Origin of the sequence: Agrobacterium burrii (assembly GCF_017313405.1) — a bacterium.
Taxonomy (GTDB): Bacteria; Pseudomonadota; Alphaproteobacteria; order Rhizobiales; family Rhizobiaceae; genus Agrobacterium; species Agrobacterium burrii.
Window position 1 is genome coordinate 450,739 of sequence record NZ_JAFLNA010000003.1, and the last position, 20,441, is coordinate 471,179.

Consider the following 20,441-nt stretch of genomic DNA (forward strand, 5'->3'; position numbering starts at 1 on the left):
TGTCAGTCACTTTCGCCGGTTGCCGGGCTGCGCATCTGCGCCAGGAATTTTCGCACGCAGGCGCGGGCATCGGGGCCAAGTCCTTCCAGCGCACGATCGATACGCCGCGATTGTGGTTCGCTCAGGGCCAGCGCCAGTTCGCGTCCCGTCAGTGTCGGATAAAGCCGGCGCTGGCGGCGGTCTTCGGGGCCGGCCATCTGGCGGATATAACCGTCGTCGATCAGTTGCTTGAGGACGCGGGCGAGGCTCTGTTTGGTGATCTGCAATGTATCGAGCAAATCCGCCACCGTCATGCCGGGCTGCCGGCTGACGAAATAGACCACCCGGTGATGCGCCCGTCCATATTCCAGTTTCGACAGGATAACATCGGGATCGGAGACGAAATCGCGATAGGCGAAAAACAGCGCCTCGATTATATCGAAGTCGATCTTGCCGTCGTCAACCTTCGGGAGTGCCGGTATTTGTCTCGCGGCGGCGGTTTTGAGCGATTGCGGTGGCACTGCGGTTCCTTCATATCCTGCGGCTGACATACGTCGATGCGCCAATATTCTGTAAACATAGCCGAAAATGCGTCCGCTCGGGAGAATGCCGCCGATCATTTTCTGTTGCGGTGGATAATATGCTGCGGGTGCGGGTGCAACTGGAATCCTGAGTGGCCTTTACCGGAAATATAAAAGAGCGCGGGAAGCCCGCGCTCTTCAGTTGTTCCATACCATTCAGCCAATGGGTCTACTGATAAACGTAGACGATCCGGTGGGTTGATGGCTCGACCAGAACCGGCACGTCGTTCACCCGGACATAGCGATACTGATAGTCGGGGACTTCAACGAGACGGGTATCGGACGGCAGAGTTGTGCCGACGACCACGTCGCCATCGAAGGTGACTGTGTCCCCAGGATGCTCGTCCATATAGGTGATAACCGCTTCGGGCGGGGTGATGTCGACGTCGCCCACGCGGCCGAGGTTCGGGTCGCCGGGATTGGGTTCAGCCTGCACGCTTGAGGTCTTCTCATACGTCACGACAGGCACGCTGAGTTCCGTGCGGCGGTCTTCGAGAATGACGGGAGAACCCTCATACATCACATTCAGATAATCGGCATGCGCCCAACCGCGCAGGCCATTGACCTCGATGCGGCACCAGCTGCTGCCATCCATGCAGCCGTCCAGCACTGCGCTGCTGCCACGGGTGGCCAGACCCAGTTCGGGATAGTCTTCGCCGGGGCCGGAGCGAACGGAAATGTCCGATGCGGTGGTGGCGACCATGGCGGCGTTTGCATAACCGGCCATCAGGGCGAAAGCGCCGCCAGCCATGAGCATTTTAAGCGTCTTGTCCATGTGTCTCACTCCTTTTAAGACTGGAGCTACAACGTCGCAGCCACCCGGGCGTTCCACATTTTTCGACGGCTATTGCCGTTTTGGGCCAAGGGTTAATCGCTATCTAATTGAATTTTATTGTGATTTCAAAGTCAGTCTGACAGCGGAAAAGCCGTATCTTTTCTCCGCCATTGTGCTGGAACCGGTCGCGGTCTATAGGAAGCGGGATTTGTCGGACAAGGAGATACGGGATATGGGAAAGTTGCAGGCGGGCATTATTCCGGTCACGCCGTTCGAGCAGAACTGCACCATCCTCTTCGATGAGGACACCAAGGAGGGTGTTGTCGTTGATCCCGGCGGCGATGTGGAGGTCATCCTCCAGGTCGTCGCTGAAAACGGCATCACGCTCAAGGAAATCTGGCTGACTCACGGGCATCTCGACCATGCCGGCGGTGCCGAGGAGTTGCGCGCGAAACTCTCGCTGTCGGTCATCGGTCCGCATGAGGACGACCGGCCGTTGCTTGAGAGGATCGAGACGCAGGCCGAGAAATATGGCATCACCGGTCTTCAGAACGTCGTGCCGGACAAATGGCTGAAAGACGGGGACAGGGTATCCTTCGGGGGCCATGTCTTTGAGGTCTATCATTGCCCGGGCCATGCGCCTGGTCATGTCATCTATTATAATCGCGAGCAGCAATTTTCCCATGTTGGTGACGTGCTGTTTGCTGGGTCGGTGGGGCGGACCGATCTGCCCGGCGGAAACCATGAGCAATTGATGGCGTCCATTCGCGACAAGCTTTTGCCGCTCGGCGACGATGTCGGGTTCATCTGCGGGCATGGCCCGGGCGGGCGACTGGGCGATGAACGCCGCAACAATCCCTACCTTCAGGGGCTCTGAGTGCCTTATGCATGGTGCGTGGGGCAGGCATAAAAAAACCCGGCATTCCTGCCGGGCTTCAACTAGAAAAGAAAGCCGTTTTTAGGGTCAGCCAGCAATCTGCAGATTGACTGCCTTCGGGCCCTTGCCGCGACGATCCGGTTCCGTGTCGAAGCTCACTTTCTGATTTTCTGAAAGTCCGGACAGGCCGGAAGCCTGTACAGCAGAGATGTGAACAAAGATATCAGCGCCACCATTGTCTGGCTTGATGAAGCCGAAGCCTTTGTCTGTATTGAAGAATTTTACGGTGCCAGTTTCGGCCATGCATCAGGTCCTTTTCGCTCTGCCCGCGTTCAGCTACAGGCAGCATTACAGTTTTGCCCCGCGAGGGCGTTGGCAGGCAGCTCTTGATTATTGAGAAAAAGGACCTTCACAGCGGGAAGTAATGGCGTTCTCATCCAACGTTTTTCGTCCCACCGCCCGAGGTTTATAGCGTCCCCAGTGCGCAAATTTTATAGGCCTTCCCATGCTCGCAAATTGCCCGAACCGCAGTAGATTGATGCGTTTATGGAAAATTGGCAAGCAAAAGTTTTCACGGGCTTTTTGTCAGATAAAAAACCTGCGGTAGAATTATAGCGTGTAATCGCACATTTTTTTCGCATAAGCGATATTTGATGAAATAATTGCCGGTTGGCACGGGTGTTCCCGGCAAAAAATTGGATGCCGAAACGCGTTTTTTCCGCCGAGTGAGAAAAAACGGTTCTTTTTGCGTCAGGCAGTTCCAGTCACGGTTTTTTGCCGCTTTCGCGTCAGTTCCGGTACCAGTTCCACGATCAATATGGCGATGAATATGATCAGGCAGCCGACATAACCGGCGTTGGAAATGGCCTCATTCAGGAAAAGCGAGGCCATCAAAGCGCCGAAAAGCGCCTCCGAGGACAGGAATATCGCCGCCTGCGGCGCCGTGGTGTAACGCTGGCCGATGACCTGCAAGACGAAGGCGAGGCCGGAGGAAACAAGGCCGACATAGAGGATTTCCGCCAGCGACGCCTCGATGGCCGCCAGGCTGATCGGTTCGAAGACGATGCCGATCATGCAACTCAGGAGAGCGCAAACCGCAAATTGTGTGCAGGAGAGCGCCAGTGGTCGCCCACTCTCGGAGACGAAACGCCCTGCCAGCGTGATCTGGATCGCCCAGAAGAAGGCGCAGATGATGCTGAGAATATCACCCCGCGTCAGTGTCTCGAACGCGCCGCCGGACAGAAGGAAGATGCCGCCAAGCATCATCAGCGCGCAGGGCCAGACGACCCAGTGGGGATGACGCCGGTAAAGGACGACGGCGATCACGGGTACGAAAATGACGTAAAGCCCGGTCAGGAAGGCGGAATTGGTAACGGTCGTGGTCAAAAGCCCGACCTGCTGGGTGGTGGCGCCGCCGAATAGCGCCAGACCCACGAGGATGTAGCTACCGATTTCCCTACGGCGTGGCGGTGATTTTTTCGACCGGGTTTCCATCATGGCAAAGGGCAGCACGGCGATTGCGGCGATGGCGAAACGCAGGCCGACAAACCAGAATGGACCAATGGAGGCCATGGCAGAGGATTGGGCGACGAAACCGCCTCCCCAGATCGCTGCGGCGAGCAAAAGCAGCATATTGGCCTGAATACGCGTCATGATTGGCACCAGCACACAAGGGGCCGGAAGATCATTCAATCGGCCTTGGCAATTCGGGGATTTTTTGAAATGTCGATCAGACGGTTTCCCGGGTGCTTTAGCAGTAACCTGCCGGTGCCGCAAGCCGGCGGAAGGCGGTCACTCTCACAGGCGCGACTGCCACGGCTTTTGGAGCCCCGGCTTATTTGTAGCGGCGGGCTTCGTCCTTGAGGCTCCGCCGGGTCAGCGTCAGGCCGCCGATGCCGAGGCCGATGAAGGCCGCCGCCGACAGGATGATGAGCAGGACATGGGGACCGGCCCGCGACGTGGCCGCTTGCGGAATAGAGGCGGTGTGCAATGTATCGACGGCTTGGGCCGCTGCATTGGCGGATGTCGCGATACCCGCAGCCATGGTGACGATGACAAGAAAAGCAGCCGCCGCCATCCAGAGGGAAAACAGCGTTCTCTGCGCCCTTAACCTTTCAACGGAAGTCCGGTCGTTGGTAAACATGGCGATTGCCTCTTGTCCCTGTCCATGAAGGATAAAAGAGGCTTCGAAATGGACGGCTTGGAGACCGAATTCTGGCGTTCCGCGGTATTTATTGCGGCAATATTGTGGCAAACGGGATTACAGGGGGTGCCTGCCGCAGATAACCTCAGAGGCCGCGTTTTCCGAAGGTGCGGGTCGGGCGCTGTGGATGCGGCTCAGTCGGGCGCTCTTCACGGAAAAATGGCGGCATCGTGCCGTTCCGGTCCGTCCGCGGCGCAGTGTTGAAATAGGCGCTGCCGAGTTCGGGAAAACGTGCGTCGAAACTTGTAGGTGCGAGTTCCGGCTTGGCGAGAGCATAACCCTGCATCAGCAGGACGCCGAGATCTTCACACAGATCGACCTGCCAGGCGCTCTCCAGCCCTTCGAATACCGGCTCTATTCCATCGTCGCGAAACTGGCTGACGATGACGCGCAGGAGGGCGGCGCCGGCTGAATTCTGCATGAAATCACGCACCCAGCCCGCTTCGAATTTCACATAATCGGGCTTGATGAGCTTTACCCGGTCGATGTCGGAATCGCCTGCACCGTAATCGTCCAGCGCCACGCGAAAGCCGATGTCGTGCATGTGGTAGGCGAAGTCTGCGACCATCTGCGTGTCGGAGGCTTTTTTCTCGGAGATTTCGCAGACGATGCGGTCTGCCGTCATGCCGGCTTCGTGGGCGGTAAGCCGCATGCGCTCCACTTCCTGCCGCATCTTGGCGGGGGTCTGGAACAGGCCCGGATGGAAGTTGACGAAGATGCGGGCGCGGGAACGGTTGAGCCTGCCGGTATTGAGAATGTGGATCGTGCGCAGGATGCTGTCGATATTCTCGATATCGTCAGGCTCCACCAGCGAGAAGAACTCGCCTGGCGTCACCGGTTCGCCATTGCGATGGGGCCGTACCAGACCTTCGAAGGAATCGATGTCGAGCGCGCCGCTCGTCGTTCGGCGAAAGATCGGCTGCAGGGCCGATTTCAGGTTGAATGTTTGGTAGGCCGTGGACCATGTGCCATCGACCTCGCGGACAAGACTGGAAAAGATGCTTTTGGGCGCCATTTTTCAACCAGCTATAGAGACACGACCCCTAGGCTCGCGAATGTAGCGTATCAAGCGTTACTTCCGGGTTAAGGAAGGTTAAATTCTCCGCTACGGCACATAAGCCGGCTTTTGACCTTGAAAGAAGGCCAGTCTTTCGACATAGAAAATGCCGCAGATGACAAGTTTTTCAGCCTCTGCCCCAGCCTCTGTCGATGTCAACCACAACAGGACCGATTAAAAATGGCCTTCCTTGCCGACATTCTCTCCCGCGTAAAGCCATCCGCCACCATCGCTGTTACCCAGAAAGCCCGCGAGCTTAAAGCGAAGGGCCGCGATGTGATCAGCCTTGGCGCCGGCGAGCCGGATTTCGATACGCCCGAAAATATCAAGGAAGCGGCCATTGAGGCCATCAAGCGCGGCGAAACGAAATACACGCCCGTTTCCGGCATTCCGGAACTGCGCAAGGCCATCGCCGACAAGTTCAAGCGCGAAAACGGCCTCGACTACAAGCCGGAGCAGACGATTGTCGGCACGGGCGGCAAGCAGATCCTTTTCAACGCCTTCATGGCCACCCTCAACCCGGGTGACGAAGTCGTCATTCCCGCGCCTTACTGGGTCAGCTATCCGGAAATGGTGGCGATCTGCGGCGGCACGCCTGTATTCGTCGACACCACGCTTGAAGACAATTTCAAGCTGACCGCGGAAGCGCTGGAAAAGGCGATTACGCCGAAGACAAAGTGGTTCGTCTTCAACTCGCCTTCCAACCCCTCGGGTGCCGCTTATTCGCATGACGAGCTGAAGGCGCTGACGGACGTGCTGGTCAAGCATCCGCATGTCTGGGTGCTGACGGACGACATGTATGAGCACCTGACCTATGGCGATTTCAAATTCGTCACCCCGGTCGAGGTGGAGCCTGCGCTCTATGACCGCACGCTGACGATGAACGGCGTCTCCAAGGCCTATGCCATGACCGGCTGGCGTATCGGTTATGCGGCCGGCCCGCTGCCGCTGATCAAGGCCATGGACATGATCCAGGGCCAGCAGACTTCGGGCGCCAGCTCGATTGCGCAATGGGCGGCTGTCGAGGCGCTGAACGGCACGCAGGATTTCATTCCTGCCAACAAGAAAATCTTCGAAGGTCGCCGTGATCTCGTCGTTTCCATGCTCAACCAGGCCAAGGGCATCAATTGCCCGTCGCCGGAAGGCGCATTCTACGTCTACCCGTCCTGCGCCGGCCTGATCGGCAAGACCGCGCCGTCGGGCAAGGTCATCGAGTCGGATGTGGATTTCGTCTCCGAGCTTCTGGAAGCCGAAGGCGTCGCCGTCGTGCAGGGATCGGCTTTCGGCCTTGGCCCGAACTTCCGCATTTCCTACGCTACGTCGGAAACGCTGCTGGAAGAGGCCTGCAAGCGCATTCAGCGCTTCTGCGCCGATTGCCGCTGATCGGTTGATACAGTCTTGAAGGAAGCCCGGCAGCAATGCCGGGCTTTTTTCGTTTAAAGCCCGAGAAACAGCAGCATGATGAAGGTGGCGAAGAGGATGAAATGCGTCATACCCTCAATCGCATTGGTTTCACCGTCATTGAGATTGATGGCGGCGGCGATGAGGGTGATGAAGACCATCACGGTTTGAACCGGCGTCATCGCCATGATGAAGGGCTGGCCGGTGTAAAGTGCAATGCCTTCCATGACAGGCACGGTGAGAATGACTGTCGACAGTGATGCGCCCATGGCGATGTTGACCACGGCCTGCATGCGGTTGCGCAAGGCTGAGCGGAGCGCGGTGAGGATTTCCGGCGATGCCGAAATCGTCGCCACCACCACGGCCATCAGCGCCGGTGGCGCGTTAGTGCCTTCAAGGCTGACGCTTAAAAAGCTCGACATGAATTCCGCCAGTACGCCGATCAGCACCACGCCGGCGATAATGAGGCCGATGGAGAGCGGCACGCTGCCTTCGTCCTCTTCCTCGGCATGGTTGTTCGATGGTTGACCGGCTGGATGCGCCTTGCGGGGATAGGCATAGCTGAAGAAATAGCTGTGCGGGCCGACCTGCATTTTCAGGAACAGGGCATAAAGCGCAATCATCGCGACGATGGTAAAGGCGGAATAGACGTGCCAGCTCTGTTCCGGAATGAATTCCGGCACGATCATCGAGATGCCCATGGCGGTGAGGATCATCACGCCGTAGGTCCTGCCGGAATCGTCATTATAGGACTGTTCGCCGTGGCGCAGCCCGCCGAGGAGGGCGGCGAGGCCGAGAATGCCGTTGATATCGATCATTACGGCGGAATAGATCGTATCACGCACCAGCGTCGGCGAATTGGATTCATTCATGATGATGGCGAGGATCAGCACTTCCACCGCCACCGCCGAGAGCGTCAGGATCATCGTGCCATAGGGATCGCCGACTTTGGCGGCGAGGATTTCGGCGTGACGGGCAACTCGCATCGAGACCAGAACGATGAGCCCGATCAGGGCGATCGCGGCGATGAGCGATGCCGTTTTCCCGCCCTCGAATATTGCATGTTCGGCCATATAGGCGGCGATTGCTGCCGGTATCGCCAGCAGCAATATGCGCTCCTGCTTCAGAATAGAACCCACCATCGATTTCCCTTCCCCTGATAGTCGCAGGCTGTGACGTATCGTCCCTCAGATCAAGCAGGATTTGCGCTTGAGTGCTTTTGGTAGGATAGTGGTGCCGTCAAGGACATGCTGCTCATGCCGTGTTGTCCCCTGTCGGGTGCAATGCTTGAAGCGCGGTTGTGGTTGCCATGTCGCCGACTGAAACAGGAGGAACATGCATGACCAAAGTGGTGTATGAAGTCGTGGAACATGACGGTGGCTTCGCCTACCGCATGAACGGCGCTTATTCCGAAACATTCCCTTCCTATGCGGATGCCGTCGAGGCTGCGCGCATCGTTGCCGCCGAACAGCAGGTGGGCGGCGATGATGAGGAAATCAGCTATCAGGACGAACGCGGCCAATGGCATGAAGAATATAGCCAGGGCGGCGACCGGCCGGAAGCCGAGGTCGTGGACAAGACTTTACCGCCGGCCAGACCGTTTTGATGAAAGAGCCGGCATTTCCGGCGAAATCCGCATCATCTTCCATGTTCCGCCAGTTGGTTTTCAAGTCATCGCGGACGAGACCCGCTCGGCAACCCGTTCTCGAGTAATCCTAACGCCGCTGCGGCGGAGCGCCCGGATCGGTCTCCTTGAGATGCGCCTTCAGGCCTTCGACGAGGGCGCTGAACACGGCACGGCATCGCGGCGAGGTCTTCAGATTTTCATGCATCGCCACCCAGGTGTGCAGCGGGATGTCTATACCAGGAAGAACCTGCACCAGCCGAGGATCCTTGCGCGCGAGACCGATCTGGCAGACGCCGATGCCAGCGCTGGCGCGGATCATGGCAAGCTGGGCGAGATTGCTGTCGGCGCGGATTTCGAAGCAGATGTCTTCAATGTCGGGTATTTCCGGATCAAGGGCGCGCATTCGCTGAATGGCCGCCCTGATGAAAGGCGTCTTGCGGTCGAAACCGACCATCCGGTGCTCGTTTAATTCTTCCATGACCTTTGGAATGCCGGCTTTCGCCAGATAGTCGCGCGTCGCATGAAAGCCCAGACGGAAATTGCCGATGTAGCGCATGACGATCGCATCCTGCTGCGGTTCGGTCATGCGGATGGCGATATCGGCTTCGCGCCGTAAAAGGTCTTCCAGCGTATCCGATAGCGAAAGCTCGATCTCGAGCCGCGGGTGAATTTCCTGCATGACCGCGATGATGGGCGGCAGCATTTCCACGCCGATGATGTCAGACGCGCTGATGCGCACTGTGCCTTCGATTTTGCCGACTTCGCCGGAGGCCGCCCGCATGAGCGCTGCCGCTGTCGCTGCGAGATTTTCCGCATAGGGCCGGAGCGCAAGGGCAGCTTCCGTCGGCATCAGCCCGTGCGGTGAGCGGATGAACAGCGGAAAACCGACCGCCTCTTCCAGAGCGCCGATATGGCGCCCCGCAGTCGGTTGTGTAATGCCCAGTTCACGCGCGGCCGCAGACAGCGAGCCGTCGCGCAGCACGCTGAGGAAGGTGCGGTAAAAATCCCAACTGACATCCCGGCTCTTGATCATAAATTTTTTGTATACCTGCTCCACTCATTTCGACAATTTCGTATATCGCGCGACGGAACGATACTCCAGCCAGAAAACGGAGTGTTGGTCATGATAGATGAAAACCACGCAAATACAGCAGAGAATAACAAGCCTCTGGCGCTGATTGTCGGGGCGAATGGCGGCGTCGGCAGCCATGTTGCGAAGATGCTGTTGCAACGCGGCTGGCAGGTGAGGGCGCTGACGCGCCAGCAAGCATCATCCGGTGCGTCGGACGGTATCGAGCGTGTGACCGGCGACGCGCTGAACCGACGGGACGTGGTGGAGGCCGCGAAAGGGGCAACGCTCATCGTCCATGCGGTCAACCCTCCGGGATATCGCAACTGGGACAGGCAGGTGCTGCCGATGCTCGACAACACCATCGCGGCGGCTGAGGCTTGTGGGGCGAGGATCGTGTTTCCCGGCAGCGTCTATAATTTCGGCCCGGACGCTTTTCCGCTCCTGACGGAAGACAGCCCGCAAAAACCTTTCACCCGCAAGGGTGCGTTGCGGGTGGAGATGGAGCGGCGGCTGAAGATGGCGTCGATGCGCGGCGTACCGGTGCTGATTGTCCGCGCCGGGGATTTTTTCGGACCAGACGCGAAAAACAACTGGTTTTCGCAGATGCTGGTGCGACCGGGCAAGCCTGTCCGCAGTGTTCAGAACCCTGCGGCACCCCATGCCGGACATCAATGGGCCTATCTGCCTGATGTGGCGGAGACGATCGGCCGGTTGCTCGACCGCTCGGACGAACTACCGGCTTTCGCCGTTTATCACATGGAAGGTTTCTGGGATTTCGACGGGTTGCAACTGGTTGCGGCGATCGAGCGGGTCGTTGGTCACCCGGTCAAGATGCGGAGGCTTTTCTGGCCGGGCATAAAGCTGGCCGCGCCCTTCGTTCCCCTGTTTCGCGAAGTGCTGGAAATGCAATATCTCTGGCAGATGCCGATCCGCATGAGCAACCGCAAGCTTGCGGATTTTCTCGGAACGGAACCACGGACGCCGATTGATGCAGCCGTCTCGGCGACGTTGGCGAGCCTCGGCTGCCTCGCGCAGGTGCAGCAACCGGCGAGCCTCCATCATCCGGCGGATGCAGGAGGCACGGTGTGATGGCAACCGCGGCAAATGGGATTTCAGCTCGGCGTCGCGTGTTCGCTGTGATTTCGGCAGGCGTGCCGGTGCTGATTTTTGCACAGGTGCTGCTGGCGGGGCTGTCGATCTATTATGACGGGTCGCTGCTTTCGGTGCACAAGGGGCTTGGCATGTTTATCGCCGTCCCCATCGCGTCGCTGGTGGTCCTTGCGCTGCGTTACGATGATCTGCGGCCGAACCTCAAACGTGCGCTGGCGCTGCTCGCCCTCTATTGCCTGCAGGTGGCGCTGATGAGCATCGGCCGGGAAACGGGCAATGGCTTTCTGCAGGCGCTGCATGTGGCCAATGCCTTTGTCATGGGTGCGTTTTCCGATTTCGCCGCGCGGCAGGCGCGCGCCGCATCCTGAAACGCAAAACGCCGCACTGCGGAGAAGCAGTGCGGCGTTTGGCTTTGTCAATGATCAGCCGAGCGCGGGATAGTCGGTATAGCCTTCTGCACCGCCGCCATAGAAGGTCGGCTGGTTCGGCTCATTCAGCGGTGCATCGTTCTTGAAGCGGCGCACCAGATCCGGATTGGCGATGAAGGCCTTGCCGAAGGCCACAGCATCGACCTTGCCGCTTTCCACGGCTTCGATGGCGCTTGCACGGTCGTAGCCGTTATTGGCAATCCACAGGCCCTTGCCGCCGGCATTGCGATAAGCGCCCTTGAAGGCGGCGTAATCAAAGGGCTTGTCGCCCTGTTTGAAATCACGCGGGCCACCCGTTGCACCCTCGACGACGTGGATGAAGGCGAGATTGCGCTTGCCGAGTTCAGCCGACACATAATTGTAGAGCGGCTGCGGATCGGCCTCGAAAATATCGTTGGCAGGCGTGACGGGGGAGAGGCGGATACCTGTGCGGCCTGCGCCGATTTCTTCCGTAACCGCATCCACCACTTCCAGAAGGAAGCGGGCGCGGTTCTCGATCGAGCCACCATAGTCGTCGGTGCGCTGGTTGGTGCTGGATTTCAGGAACTGCTCGATCAGATAACCATTGGCGGCATGGATTTCGACGCCGTCGAAACCAGCTTCCAGCGCGGCACGGGCGCCGCTGCGGTAATCGTCAAGGATGAGGCCGATATCGTCGATGGTGAGCGCGCGCGGTTCGGAGGTTTCCGCAAAAGCGCCGGTGCCGTCATCATTGATGATATAGGTCTTCGATTTGGCGGGGATGGCGGAAGGAGCGACGGGCTGGCCGCCATGCGGCTGCAGTGAGGTATGCGAAATGCGGCCCACATGCCAGATCTGCGCGACGATCTTGCCACCGGCCGAATGCACACCGTCGGTGATCTTCTTCCAGCCCTCGATGGCTTCCTGCTTGTAGAGGCCCGGAACATCCGCATAGCCCTGACCCTGCTGGGAAATCGGCGTGCCCTCTGTGACGATCAGCCCGGCTGTGGCGCGCTGCTCGTAATAGGTGGCGTTGAGGTTGTTGGGAATTGCGCCCGGCGAACGGTTGCGGGTCAGGGGAGCCATGACGATACGGTTGGCGAGTGCGATATCGCCGGCCTGTGCCGGTTCGAAAAGACTGGTCATGCGACTTCACTTTCTGGTCGGTTGGCGAAATTGCGCTTAAGGCGCGCTGTCTTTCGGTCTGGGTGCCGGACTGAAAACCGTTTGGTGGTTTCCGGTTCGGCACCCCAGGGCTCAAAGCTTGGGAGGCTCAGAGATTCGCGTGCAGATATTTGCGGAACGCGTCGATGGTTTCCTCGTTGCGTTCGAAAAACACCCATTGCCCGACCTTCTTCGACCTTATCAGGCCGGCTGCCTGCAACACCGCCAGATGCGACGAGACGGTGGATTGTGACAGGCCGCTGATCTGGAACTGGTTGGCGCACACACCCATGCTGAGCGGGTGGTCCTGACAGAAGTGACTTTCGGGGCTTTTCAGCCATTCAAGGAACTTCAGCCTTGCGGGGTGCGAAAGAGCTTTGAGGATTTCCTCCGGGTTCATCGGTATTTCTTCAATATCTGGCATGAACGATATTTATATCGATGATTTACGATATACAAATCACGTATCCGTGAGGCCTGTTAGGGGGGCGGGAGCTCTTCCCAAAAAAGAAGGCCGCTGGATGTCTCCGCGGCCCGATAAGTTTGAAGGTTAAAACCTCCAGAGGGGAACAGCTGTCTCGTGCCTTATGGGAGCGTGACAGCCAACTAAAATATGGGAGCGCTAATAATGCAAAACAAGGTTGCATCGTGCGATATTTCGCCAAATTGGGGAAAATTCTTGCGGGTAAAAAAAGAGGGCCGCCGGATAGATCCAGGGCCCTTTAAGTGTGAAGGTCAAAAACCTCCAGAGGGGAACAGCTGATGCGGTGGAACTGGGAGGAAAAGCCACCGTGTGCATCAGCTGAGTGCGATATGATGCTTATTTGTGCACGAAACAACTCTTTTTTGTGCAGGTCAGGCATGCGCATGATGCAGGCCTCGATATTTCCGGTATATTTTATGTGCAATGCTGGTTGGCAAAAGGTCTGGCGCGCGACCGCGCCAGACAGATCAACCGTCTGAATTAGTATGATTTTTTATGGTGCCGGCCTATTTAAACGTCAGAAATTCCAGTTTCGGGCTTTTGCCACGACAAAGTCTCTGAAGGCTTTCAGTTTTGCTGCGTTTTTCATCTCGTCCGGGTAACAGAAGTAGGTATCGAACGAGGGAATATCTGCGGCGAGCGACAGCTGGATCAATCCCGGATCGCGGCCGACAATGTAATCCGGCAAACAGGCTATGCCTATTCCCAGCAGACAGGCGCGTTTGATCGAGGTCTGGCTGTTGATCTGCAGATGCGGAATGCGCGTGTTGTCTGAGGAGCGACCGGCATTCTCCAGCCAGTTGACATCAAGCAGGTAGTTGGGCGCTGGTTCACCGAACGAGATGATGCGGTGATTGTCTAAATCCTCGATCGACTGGGGTTCGCCGTGGCGATTGATGTAAGACGGCGCGGCATAGACGTGCATATGCACTGTAAACAGCTTGCGCTGGATAAGGTCCGATTGCTGCGGCTGGCGCAGGCGGATGGCGCAATCGGCGTGACGCATGTTCACGTCCAGCTCCTCATTGTCGAGGATGAGCTGGATCGACATTTCCGGATAGAGTTGCAGGAACTCCTGCACCTTGTCCGTCAGCCAGCCCTGGCCGAGACCAACCGTGGTCGTCACGCGCAGCTTGCCGCTCGGCTTCTCCGTCGTTTCGGTCAGCTGCATCTTCACCGTTTCGAGCTTCAGCAGCACGTCATGGGCGGTGCGGTACAGCAACTCGCCCTGCTCGGTAAGAATCAGACCGCGAGCGTGGCGATGGAACAGCTTGACGCCGACATCCTGCTCCAGCGCGCTGACCTGACGGCTGATGGCCGACTGGGACAAATGCAGCTTGTCGGCAGCGTGGGTGAAAGACCCTGCTTCGGCTGCGGCATGAAAAATGCGCAGTTTATCCCAGTCCAATGGCATTGCCATGCCTATCCTGCCTTTCGGTTATTCCGCTGCAACCGCGAGCGGTTGTTGTGCGGTGAGATAGCGTTCTGCTTCCAGCGCCGCCATGCAGCCCATGCCGGCGGCGGTGATCGCCTGGCGGTAAATGTCGTCGGTCACGTCGCCGGCTGCGAAGATACCTTCCACGTCGGTCGCCGTGGAATCGGGCGCGGTCCACATGTAGCCGTTGTCTTTCAGCTTCACCTTGCCCTTGAACAGCTCGACTGCCGGCGCGTGACCAATGGCGACGAAGACGCCGTCGATGGGCGTGTCGCTGATGACACCGGTTCTGGTGTCACGCAGCCGCACACCTGAGACGGAGGGCGGCATGGGCGGCTTGGCGGGTGCGCCGGTGATTTCGGCGATTTCCGTGTTCCAGAGGATCTTGACGTTTTCCTTGGCGAACAAGCGTTCCTGCAGGATTTTTTCCGAGCGGAAGCTGTCGCGGCGGTGCACGACTGTCACGGATTTGGCGATATGGGCGAGATAGAGCGCTTCTTCCACGGCGGAGTTGCCGCCGCCGACCACGATCACATCCTTGTTGCGGTAAAAGAAACCGTCGCAGGTGGCGCAGGCGGAAACGCCAAAACCCTGAAATTGCTGTTCGCTTTCGATGCCGAGCCACTTGGCCTTGGCGCCGGTGGCGATGATCAGCGTGTCGGCGGTCCAGACCTGACCGGAATCGGTCTTGACCACGAAAGGCCGGGTGGTGGTATCAACTTCGGTGACGAGGTCGCTGACGATTTCCGCGCCCACATGTGTGGCCTGCTTCAGCATCTGGTCCATCAGCCAGGGGCCTTGGATCGGATCGGCAAAGCCCGGATAGTTCTCCACATCGGTGGTGATCATCAGCTGGCCACCCTGTTCCATGCCGGCAATCAGCACCGGTTTCAGCATTGCGCGGGCCGCGTAGATGGCCGCCGTATAACCGGCGGGACCAGAGCCGATGATCAATACCTTGGTATGGCGGGCAGACATGGAAACAATCCTTTCAATAACGGGGTCTTTCGGTAAGGGGCCTTCCAGCCGCAGAGCGGCGGACGGGCCGCAACCCCTTCGTTGCCCGGTATTTAAGGTTGTCTAGTGTCTTTATTCAAGGGCAGCCTTGCGTTACCAACAAGGCAGTTGTGGATGCACACGCAATTTTGTGTCCGGCTGGCGGCATATTGTTGCGAATCCTGTACCGAATAGTACAAGGAAGTTCCCCTGATTAACGAGGAACCTCTCCGTGACCAGCGTCGACCTCGATGCCATCGATCTGAAAATCCTGCGCGAATTGCAGCGTGACGGGCGCATGACCAATGTGGAGCTGGCCGAAAGGGTCGGTATTTCCGCGCCGCCCTGCCTCAGGCGCGTCCGCAAGCTGGAAGAAGCCGGCGTAATCGAGGGTTATCACGCCATGTTGAACGCGCCGAAGCTCGGTTTTGACCTCGTCGCCTTCTGCATGGTCGGCCTCAAACGCCAGTCGGACAGCAATCTGAAGGCCTTTGCGGCGGCGACCGCTGGCTGGTCGCTGGTGCGCCAGGCGTGGATGGTGTCTGGCGAAAGTGATTTCCTGCTGCATTGCATCGCCAGAAACCTCACCGAGTTTCAGGATTTCGTCATCGAGGTTCTGACGGCGGACGAGAATGTCGATACGGTGCGCACGATGCTGACCATCCGTCAGGTCAAGCGCGTCGGTCTCGTGGAAATCTGAACGGCGGGCTTTGCAACTGCTTTGCTGAGCGTTATCCGCGCCGTAGCGCGTCATAGACCGCACCGAGACTTGTCGCCTCTTTTTCCAGCGGGAATGCCGTGCGCACATGCGCAAGCCCGGCGAGTGAATGGCTCTTGGCCAGAGCCGGATCGGCAAGATAGGGCTTTATCGCATCCCTGAGCGATTCATAGTCGCCCGCTTCGACCACCATGCCGGTCTTGCCCTTGACGATCATTTCCTCATAGGCGCCGGCATTGCTGGAAACGACTGATGTTTCCGAGGCCATGGCCTCGAGCGGCGTCAACCCGAAACCCTCGTTGCGCGACGGCGCGACATAGAGCGTCAGCCGTCTGTACCAGGGTTTGATGTCATCAACTTCGCCCTGAAACACGATGCGGTCGGAAAGGCCGGCTGCCGCGACATCGGCCTGGAGCTTGTCACCAAAGGCCTTGTGTTCCGCTGTCACGCGGCCGGAAACCACGGCCGTCCATTCAGGATAGTATGGCAAAAGCTCGATCATGGCGCGCACGAAGAGATCGGTGCCCTTCTGGTGGCGCACGCGTCCGAAGCAGCCGATCAGATAGTGTCCCGGCAGGCCGGTTGAGGCGATCGTGTCCTCGGGGCCTTCCGCCGGATGAAACAGATCGGTGTCGACGCCATGCATCACGACGCTATGTGGGACTTCCAGAAACGAGCCGGAACGGCCGCTGGTTGCGACCACCGCGTCCATCTTCGAAATCAGAAAGCGGGTATAGGCGGAATGCCGTCTTTGCGCGGCCGAGGTGAAGAGCAGCTTTATCTTCATGCGCAATACATCGCGCATGAAAATGCCTGGCAGCATTTCAAGATTGCGGCGGGCGTGCCAGATGCGGGGGCCGCCGAACGGCCCGTTTTGCCAGAGACGCCACAGATCGCGGAAACGCACATGCGGCAGATGTGGCGGCAGGCCGGGGCCGATGACGGCCACTTTCTGTCCCAGCCGATTCTGCACCGGAATGAGCTGTACGATGGTAGAGGTAACGCCGGAGAGCCTGCGCTTGAAGTTCGGTGCAAGCACCTGCACATCTTTCAGACTGACGTGGGGCAAGATGAGCTTCCGTTGTTCCGGCTAATTGGCTTCAGCGCGTCAGAGCGCCATGCATCCGAGAGGATGCATGGCCTGCGAGAGCAATCAGCCCCACTGTACGGCGAGGATTTCGTAACCCTTGGCGCCGCCCGGTGCGTTGACTTCGATGCTGTCACCGACTTCCTTGCCGATGAGGGCGCGGGCAATCGGCGAGGAAATGGAAATGCGGCCAGCCTTCACATCGGCTTCCTGATCGCCGACGATCTGGTAGGTCTTTTCCTCGTCGCTATCCTCGTCCACCAGCTTGACGGTGGCGCCGAATTTGATCTTGGAGCCGGACATCTTGGAAAGGTCGATGACTTCCGCGCGCGCGGTCAGGTCTTCGAGTTCAGTGATGCGGCCTTCATTATGGCTCTGGGCTTCCTTGGCAGCGTGGTATTCGGCATTTTCCGAAAGGTCGCCATGGGCGCGCGCTTCCGCAATTGCCTCGATGATACGGGGACGCTCCTCCTGCTGGCGAACGCGCAGCTCCTCCTGCAGCTTGACGAATCCACCCTGAGTCATCGGTACTTTTTCTACCATTTTTTTATCCTTCGCATTCCGGTCGCTTTACTTGCAGACACAAAAAGAAACAGGTTCCGGAGAGGAACTCCGGAACCATGCCAAAATCAAAACTGAGCCGACTATATCAGAAGAGGACAGCGAAATGCCAGCAAATTTGAGCCGGTGAAATTTCCGCAATTATTCATTGGCTTAGTCGACATGATTGACATTTTTCAATGGAACATATAGTGAACATTAATATGAAGAAGTCAATCAGGCAACGGCTTGCCATTCTCTCCGACGCGGCGAAATATGACGCGTCCTGCGCCTCCAGCGGCACGACGAAACGCAACTCCGCAGTATCAGGCGGACTGGGTTCAACGGAGGGGTCGGGCATCTGCCATGCCTATGCGCCGGATGGGCGCTGCATCTCACTCCTGAAAATCCTACTCACCAATTTCTGCATCTATGATTGCGCCTATTGCATCAACCGCTCTTCCAGCAATGTCGAGCGGGCGCGGTTTACCGCCGAGGAGGTGGTGTGGCTGACGCTGGAGTTCTATCGGCGCAACTATATTGAGGGCCTGTTTTTGTCCTCCGGCATTATCCGCTCCTCGGATCATACGATGGAAGAGATGGTGCGCGTGGCGCGGGAACTGCGTGTTACGCATGGCTTTCGCGGTTATATCCATCTGAAATCGATCCCTGAAGCATCGCCAAAGCTCATAGAGGAGGCGGGGCTCTACGCGGACCGGCTGTCGATCAATATCGAATTGCCGACCGATAGCGGTATTGGTCGCTTTGCGCCGGAAAAGCAGCCTGCCAATATTCGCCGCTCCATGGCCGATATCCGTCTGAAGATCGAGGAGGCGGGCGAGCCGACGGTGCGGACGCGCCGGACCAAGCGCTTCGCGCCCGCCGGGCAGAGCACGCAGATGATCGTCGGGGCTGACGGCGCTGACGACAGCACCATCCTCTCCACCAGCGCCCGGCTTTATGGCAGTTATGGTCTGCGGCGCGTCTATTATTCGGCCTTTAGCCCCATTCCGGATTCCTCGAAAAACCTGCCGCTGATCAAGCCGCCCTTGATGCGTGAGCACAGGCTTTATCAGGCGGACTGGCTTTACCGTTTTTACGGTTTTGACATCGGCGAAATAACCGCGATCGGCGGCGATGGCATGCTCGATCTCGATATCGACCCAAAGCTGGCATGGGCGCTCAAAAATCGCGACCGTTTTCCGGTGGATGTGAATGCCGCGGATCGGGAAATGCTGCTGCGCGTGCCCGGTTTCGGCACCAAGACGGTCGCTTCCATCCTGTCATCACGGCGGTTTCGGCGGGTACGGCTGGAGGATGTTGCCCGTTTTGGGGTGTCCCTGAAAAAGGTGAAGGCCTTTATCGTCGCGGATGGCTGGACGCCGGGCAAACTGACTGAACGGCCGGATCTGCGGGCGATGTTTGCGCCGCAGCCCGAACAGTTGTCGCTGTTGTGATGTACGGCCCGGTTCTGGAAGGACGGGGCGATTTTGGCGAGTGGCGTGATGCGGCGCGTTCGGCGCTTGCCGCCGATGTGCCGCCGGAGGCGATTGACTGGCGGCTGCGGGACGATGAGGCGGGACTGCTGGATTTTGCCGGTGCGCCGTTGCCGACGCCCAAGGCTGGTGAAACGCAGGTTTCCGTTCCGGCCGCCTTCGTGGCACTGGCGCAGGCGGTGATCTGCCACAGCGAGAAGGGCCGTTTCGCGCTGCTCTATCGGCTGCTGTGGCGGCTTAGGCAGGATCGGGCTCTGCTGCGGTTCAAGTCCGATCCGGATGTTTCACAAGCGCGATTGCTCGAAAAATCCGTCCGTCGTGACTGTCACAAGATGACAGCCTTCGTTCGTTTCAAGGAGTTACCCTTACCGCAGGGGCAGGGCGGGCGACGGCGCTTCGTCGCCTGGTTCGAGCCGGATCATTTCATTGTCGAGCGCGAGGCCCCGTTTTTCCAGCGGCGGTTCACTGACATGGACTGGCTGATCGCAACGCCGAAAGGCTTTGCGCGATGGGATGGAAGCGTGCTGCAAACATCGCGGGAGGCCGCCGCCAAACCCGATTTGACAGACGAGACGGACGATCTCTGGCGGACCTATTATGCCAATATATTCAATCCGGCCCGCCTGAAGATCAAGGCGATGACGGCGGAGATGCCGAAAAAATACTGGAAGAACCTGCCGGAAGCGGATCTAATTCCCGGCCTCATTCTGGGGGCGGAGGCGCGGGTGCTTGATATGGCGGCCAAGGCCGCAACCCAGCCGCAGCCGTTTCACCACCGCTTGCAAGCCGTTGCCGCCGCGGCACGGGAGGAGGTCCTGTCGCCGGAACCGGAAGATTCGCTTTCCTCTCTGAGGCGGCAGGCAAGCCAATGCACGCGGTGCCCGCTGCATTGCAAGGCGACGCAAACTGTTTTTGGCGAGGGGCCGCAGGATGCTGATGTTATGATCGTCGGCGAGCAGCCTGGCGATCACGAAGATCTTGCCGGAAAACCTTTCCTCGGCCCTGCTGGTCAGCTCTTTGACCGGACGCTCGGCGAGATCGGCGTGGATCGCAGGCGGCTTTACGTCACCAATGCCGTCAAGCATTTCAAATATGAAACACGTGGCAAGCGGCGTATTCACCAGCGGCCGGATGCGGGTGAGGTGCAGCAATGTCGCTGGTGGTTGAACCAGGAAATTGCACTGGTGCAGCCGAAGCTCATCGTCGCCATGGGCGCGACGGCGCTTTATGCGCTGACCGGTGGCAAGGAGAAAGTCACCGACGTTCGGAGCCGCCCTCTTCCCATGCAGGAAGGGCGAACGCTGTTTGTCACGGTGCATCCATCCTATCTGCTGCGCCTGCCGGATGCGCGGGCGAAAGAGGCGGAAATTCTGCTCTTCAAAAAGGATATGGAGTTTATAAGATTATTCGAATAGATTGTTTTATTAATTTATGAATATATTGTATTATT

22 protein-coding genes are annotated in these 20,441 nt (G+C 58.4%); 8 read left to right on the forward strand and 14 right to left on the reverse strand.

Annotation, left to right across the window (positions count from 1 at the left end; translation table 11 throughout):
* Positions 1-2: 2 nt before the first annotated feature.
* Positions 3-530, reverse strand: a complete 528-nt coding sequence (locus tag JZX89_RS08885) for a MarR family winged helix-turn-helix transcriptional regulator (RefSeq protein ID WP_153514983.1) — start codon at positions 528-530, stop codon at positions 3-5.
* 199 nt (positions 531-729) lie between these two features.
* Complete coding sequence (locus JZX89_RS08890; protein WP_149900066.1) at positions 730-1,335, reverse strand: DUF1236 domain-containing protein; 606 nt, start codon at positions 1,333-1,335, stop codon at positions 730-732.
* Between the two features lie 232 nt (positions 1,336-1,567).
* On the opposite strand from JZX89_RS08890, the gene JZX89_RS08895 reads away from it, so the two are divergent.
* Positions 1,568-2,212 carry an MBL fold metallo-hydrolase gene (locus tag JZX89_RS08895; protein ID WP_207133835.1) on the forward strand — a complete coding sequence of 215 codons (645 nt, stop codon included), beginning with the start codon at positions 1,568-1,570 and terminating at the stop codon, positions 2,210-2,212.
* Positions 2,213-2,299: 87 nt separating this feature from the next.
* Here the strand turns inward: JZX89_RS08895 and JZX89_RS08900 are convergent, their stop codons facing one another.
* The 4 genes from JZX89_RS08900 to JZX89_RS08915 form a co-directional block, all read right to left on the reverse strand.
* Entirely contained in the window at positions 2,300-2,515 is a 216-nt protein-coding gene (locus tag JZX89_RS08900; RefSeq protein ID WP_003494703.1) for a cold-shock protein, read from the reverse strand.
* Positions 2,516-2,962: 447 nt separating this feature from the next.
* Positions 2,963-3,865, reverse strand: coding sequence for a DMT family transporter (locus JZX89_RS08905; protein WP_207133836.1), 903 nt, complete (start codon positions 3,863-3,865; stop codon positions 2,963-2,965).
* A 181-nt stretch (positions 3,866-4,046) separates the two neighbouring features.
* Complete coding sequence (locus JZX89_RS08910) at positions 4,047-4,355, reverse strand: hypothetical protein (RefSeq protein WP_153514987.1); 309 nt, start codon at positions 4,353-4,355, stop codon at positions 4,047-4,049.
* A gap of 145 nt (positions 4,356-4,500) precedes the next feature.
* The gene (locus JZX89_RS08915; protein WP_149900071.1) at positions 4,501-5,430 is read right to left on the reverse strand and encodes an EAL domain-containing protein; all 930 of its coding nucleotides are present in this window, start codon (positions 5,428-5,430) and stop codon (positions 4,501-4,503) included.
* Positions 5,431-5,652: 222 nt separating this feature from the next.
* Here JZX89_RS08915 and JZX89_RS08920 point away from each other — a divergent pair, with 222 nt between their 5' ends.
* Positions 5,653-6,855, forward strand: coding sequence for a pyridoxal phosphate-dependent aminotransferase (locus JZX89_RS08920; RefSeq protein ID WP_149900072.1), 1,203 nt, complete (start codon positions 5,653-5,655; stop codon positions 6,853-6,855).
* A 53-nt stretch (positions 6,856-6,908) separates the two neighbouring features.
* Here the strand turns inward: JZX89_RS08920 and JZX89_RS08925 are convergent, their stop codons facing one another.
* Positions 6,909-8,015 (reverse strand): calcium:cation antiporter, encoded by a 1,107-nt coding sequence (locus tag JZX89_RS08925; RefSeq protein WP_207133837.1) that lies wholly within the window; start codon positions 8,013-8,015, stop codon positions 6,909-6,911.
* A 197-nt stretch (positions 8,016-8,212) separates the two neighbouring features.
* On the opposite strand from JZX89_RS08925, the gene JZX89_RS08930 reads away from it, so the two are divergent.
* Entirely contained in the window at positions 8,213-8,479 is a 267-nt protein-coding gene (locus tag JZX89_RS08930) for a DUF2188 domain-containing protein (RefSeq protein WP_149900074.1), read from the forward strand.
* 109 nt (positions 8,480-8,588) lie between these two features.
* Here the strand turns inward: JZX89_RS08930 and JZX89_RS08935 are convergent, their stop codons facing one another.
* Entirely contained in the window at positions 8,589-9,533 is a 945-nt protein-coding gene (locus JZX89_RS08935; protein ID WP_153514989.1) for a LysR family transcriptional regulator, read from the reverse strand.
* Between the two features lie 90 nt (positions 9,534-9,623).
* Between JZX89_RS08935 and JZX89_RS08940 the strand changes: the two genes are divergently transcribed.
* The gene (locus JZX89_RS08940; RefSeq protein WP_207133838.1) at positions 9,624-10,661 is read left to right on the forward strand and encodes an NAD-dependent epimerase/dehydratase family protein; all 1,038 of its coding nucleotides are present in this window, start codon (positions 9,624-9,626) and stop codon (positions 10,659-10,661) included.
* On the forward strand, positions 10,661-11,050 hold the full coding sequence (locus JZX89_RS08945; RefSeq protein ID WP_207133839.1) for a DUF6220 domain-containing protein: 390 nt from the start codon (positions 10,661-10,663) through the stop codon (positions 11,048-11,050). The genes JZX89_RS08940 and JZX89_RS08945 overlap by 1 nt, the downstream gene beginning before the upstream one ends.
* A 54-nt stretch (positions 11,051-11,104) precedes the next feature.
* Here the strand turns inward: JZX89_RS08945 and JZX89_RS08950 are convergent, their stop codons facing one another.
* From JZX89_RS08950 to trxB, 4 genes are all read right to left on the reverse strand, one after another.
* The gene (locus JZX89_RS08950) at positions 11,105-12,217 is read right to left on the reverse strand and encodes an alkene reductase (protein ID WP_207133840.1); all 1,113 of its coding nucleotides are present in this window, start codon (positions 12,215-12,217) and stop codon (positions 11,105-11,107) included.
* Positions 12,218-12,344: 127 nt separating this feature from the next.
* Positions 12,345-12,635, reverse strand: coding sequence for an ArsR/SmtB family transcription factor (locus JZX89_RS08955; RefSeq protein ID WP_207133859.1), 291 nt, complete (start codon positions 12,633-12,635; stop codon positions 12,345-12,347).
* 601 nt (positions 12,636-13,236) lie between these two features.
* Entirely contained in the window at positions 13,237-14,133 is an 897-nt protein-coding gene (locus JZX89_RS08960) for a LysR family transcriptional regulator VtlR (RefSeq protein ID WP_003513405.1), read from the reverse strand.
* A 24-nt stretch (positions 14,134-14,157) separates the two neighbouring features.
* Positions 14,158-15,132, reverse strand: a complete 975-nt coding sequence (gene trxB / locus JZX89_RS08965) for a thioredoxin-disulfide reductase (protein ID WP_207133841.1) — start codon at positions 15,130-15,132, stop codon at positions 14,158-14,160.
* 250 nt (positions 15,133-15,382) lie between these two features.
* Here trxB and JZX89_RS08970 point away from each other — a divergent pair, with 250 nt between their 5' ends.
* The gene (locus JZX89_RS08970; RefSeq protein ID WP_149900081.1) at positions 15,383-15,850 is read left to right on the forward strand and encodes an Lrp/AsnC family transcriptional regulator; all 468 of its coding nucleotides are present in this window, start codon (positions 15,383-15,385) and stop codon (positions 15,848-15,850) included.
* A 31-nt stretch (positions 15,851-15,881) separates the two neighbouring features.
* Here JZX89_RS08970 and JZX89_RS08975 read toward each other — a convergent pair whose 3' ends face one another.
* Together JZX89_RS08975 and greA are read right to left on the reverse strand one after the other, a co-directional pair.
* Positions 15,882-16,937 (reverse strand): glycosyltransferase family 4 protein, encoded by a 1,056-nt coding sequence (locus JZX89_RS08975; protein ID WP_207133842.1) that lies wholly within the window; start codon positions 16,935-16,937, stop codon positions 15,882-15,884.
* A gap of 84 nt (positions 16,938-17,021) precedes the next feature.
* Positions 17,022-17,498 (reverse strand): transcription elongation factor GreA, encoded by a 477-nt coding sequence (greA, locus tag JZX89_RS08980; protein WP_149900083.1) that lies wholly within the window; start codon positions 17,496-17,498, stop codon positions 17,022-17,024.
* A gap of 221 nt (positions 17,499-17,719) precedes the next feature.
* Between greA and JZX89_RS08985 the strand changes: the two genes are divergently transcribed.
* Together JZX89_RS08985 and JZX89_RS08990 are read left to right on the forward strand one after the other, a co-directional pair.
* A complete protein-coding gene (locus JZX89_RS08985; protein ID WP_174373419.1) occupies positions 17,720-18,952 on the forward strand; it encodes a putative DNA modification/repair radical SAM protein in 1,233 nt (410 codons plus the stop codon).
* Positions 18,952-20,406 carry a UdgX family uracil-DNA binding protein gene (locus JZX89_RS08990; RefSeq protein WP_207133843.1) on the forward strand — a complete coding sequence of 485 codons (1,455 nt, stop codon included), beginning with the start codon at positions 18,952-18,954 and terminating at the stop codon, positions 20,404-20,406. Before JZX89_RS08985 ends, JZX89_RS08990 begins: the two co-directional genes overlap by 1 nt.
* The last annotated feature ends 35 nt before the right edge of the window (positions 20,407-20,441 follow it).

Coding starts and splice junctions, on each gene's coding strand:
- JZX89_RS08885 (WP_153514983.1), bottom strand. CDS start 530: ATGTCAGCCGCAGGATATGAAGGAACCGCAGTGCCACCGCAATCGCTC.
- JZX89_RS08890 (WP_149900066.1), bottom strand. CDS start 1,335: ATGGACAAGACGCTTAAAATGCTCATGGCTGGCGGCGCTTTCGCCCTG.
- JZX89_RS08895 (WP_207133835.1), top strand. CDS start 1,568: ATGGGAAAGTTGCAGGCGGGCATTATTCCGGTCACGCCGTTCGAGCAG.
- JZX89_RS08900 (WP_003494703.1), bottom strand. CDS start 2,515: ATGGCCGAAACTGGCACCGTAAAATTCTTCAATACAGACAAAGGCTTC.
- JZX89_RS08905 (WP_207133836.1), bottom strand. CDS start 3,865: ATGACGCGTATTCAGGCCAATATGCTGCTTTTGCTCGCCGCAGCGATC.
- JZX89_RS08910 (WP_153514987.1), bottom strand. CDS start 4,355: ATGTTTACCAACGACCGGACTTCCGTTGAAAGGTTAAGGGCGCAGAGA.
- JZX89_RS08915 (WP_149900071.1), bottom strand. CDS start 5,430: ATGGCGCCCAAAAGCATCTTTTCCAGTCTTGTCCGCGAGGTCGATGGC.
- JZX89_RS08920 (WP_149900072.1), top strand. CDS start 5,653: ATGGCCTTCCTTGCCGACATTCTCTCCCGCGTAAAGCCATCCGCCACC.
- JZX89_RS08925 (WP_207133837.1), bottom strand. CDS start 8,015: ATGGTGGGTTCTATTCTGAAGCAGGAGCGCATATTGCTGCTGGCGATA.
- JZX89_RS08930 (WP_149900074.1), top strand. CDS start 8,213: ATGACCAAAGTGGTGTATGAAGTCGTGGAACATGACGGTGGCTTCGCC.
- JZX89_RS08935 (WP_153514989.1), bottom strand. CDS start 9,533: ATGATCAAGAGCCGGGATGTCAGTTGGGATTTTTACCGCACCTTCCTC.
- JZX89_RS08940 (WP_207133838.1), top strand. CDS start 9,624: ATGATAGATGAAAACCACGCAAATACAGCAGAGAATAACAAGCCTCTG.
- JZX89_RS08945 (WP_207133839.1), top strand. CDS start 10,661: ATGGCAACCGCGGCAAATGGGATTTCAGCTCGGCGTCGCGTGTTCGCT.
- JZX89_RS08950 (WP_207133840.1), bottom strand. CDS start 12,217: ATGACCAGTCTTTTCGAACCGGCACAGGCCGGCGATATCGCACTCGCC.
- JZX89_RS08955 (WP_207133859.1), bottom strand. CDS start 12,635: ATGAACCCGGAGGAAATCCTCAAAGCTCTTTCGCACCCCGCAAGGCTG.
- JZX89_RS08960 (WP_003513405.1), bottom strand. CDS start 14,133: ATGCCATTGGACTGGGATAAACTGCGCATTTTTCATGCCGCAGCCGAA.
- trxB (WP_207133841.1), bottom strand. CDS start 15,132: ATGTCTGCCCGCCATACCAAGGTATTGATCATCGGCTCTGGTCCCGCC.
- greA (WP_149900083.1), bottom strand. CDS start 17,498: ATGGTAGAAAAAGTACCGATGACTCAGGGTGGATTCGTCAAGCTGCAG.
- JZX89_RS08985 (WP_174373419.1), top strand. CDS start 17,720: ATGAAGAAGTCAATCAGGCAACGGCTTGCCATTCTCTCCGACGCGGCG.
- JZX89_RS08990 (WP_207133843.1), top strand. CDS start 18,952: ATGTACGGCCCGGTTCTGGAAGGACGGGGCGATTTTGGCGAGTGGCGT.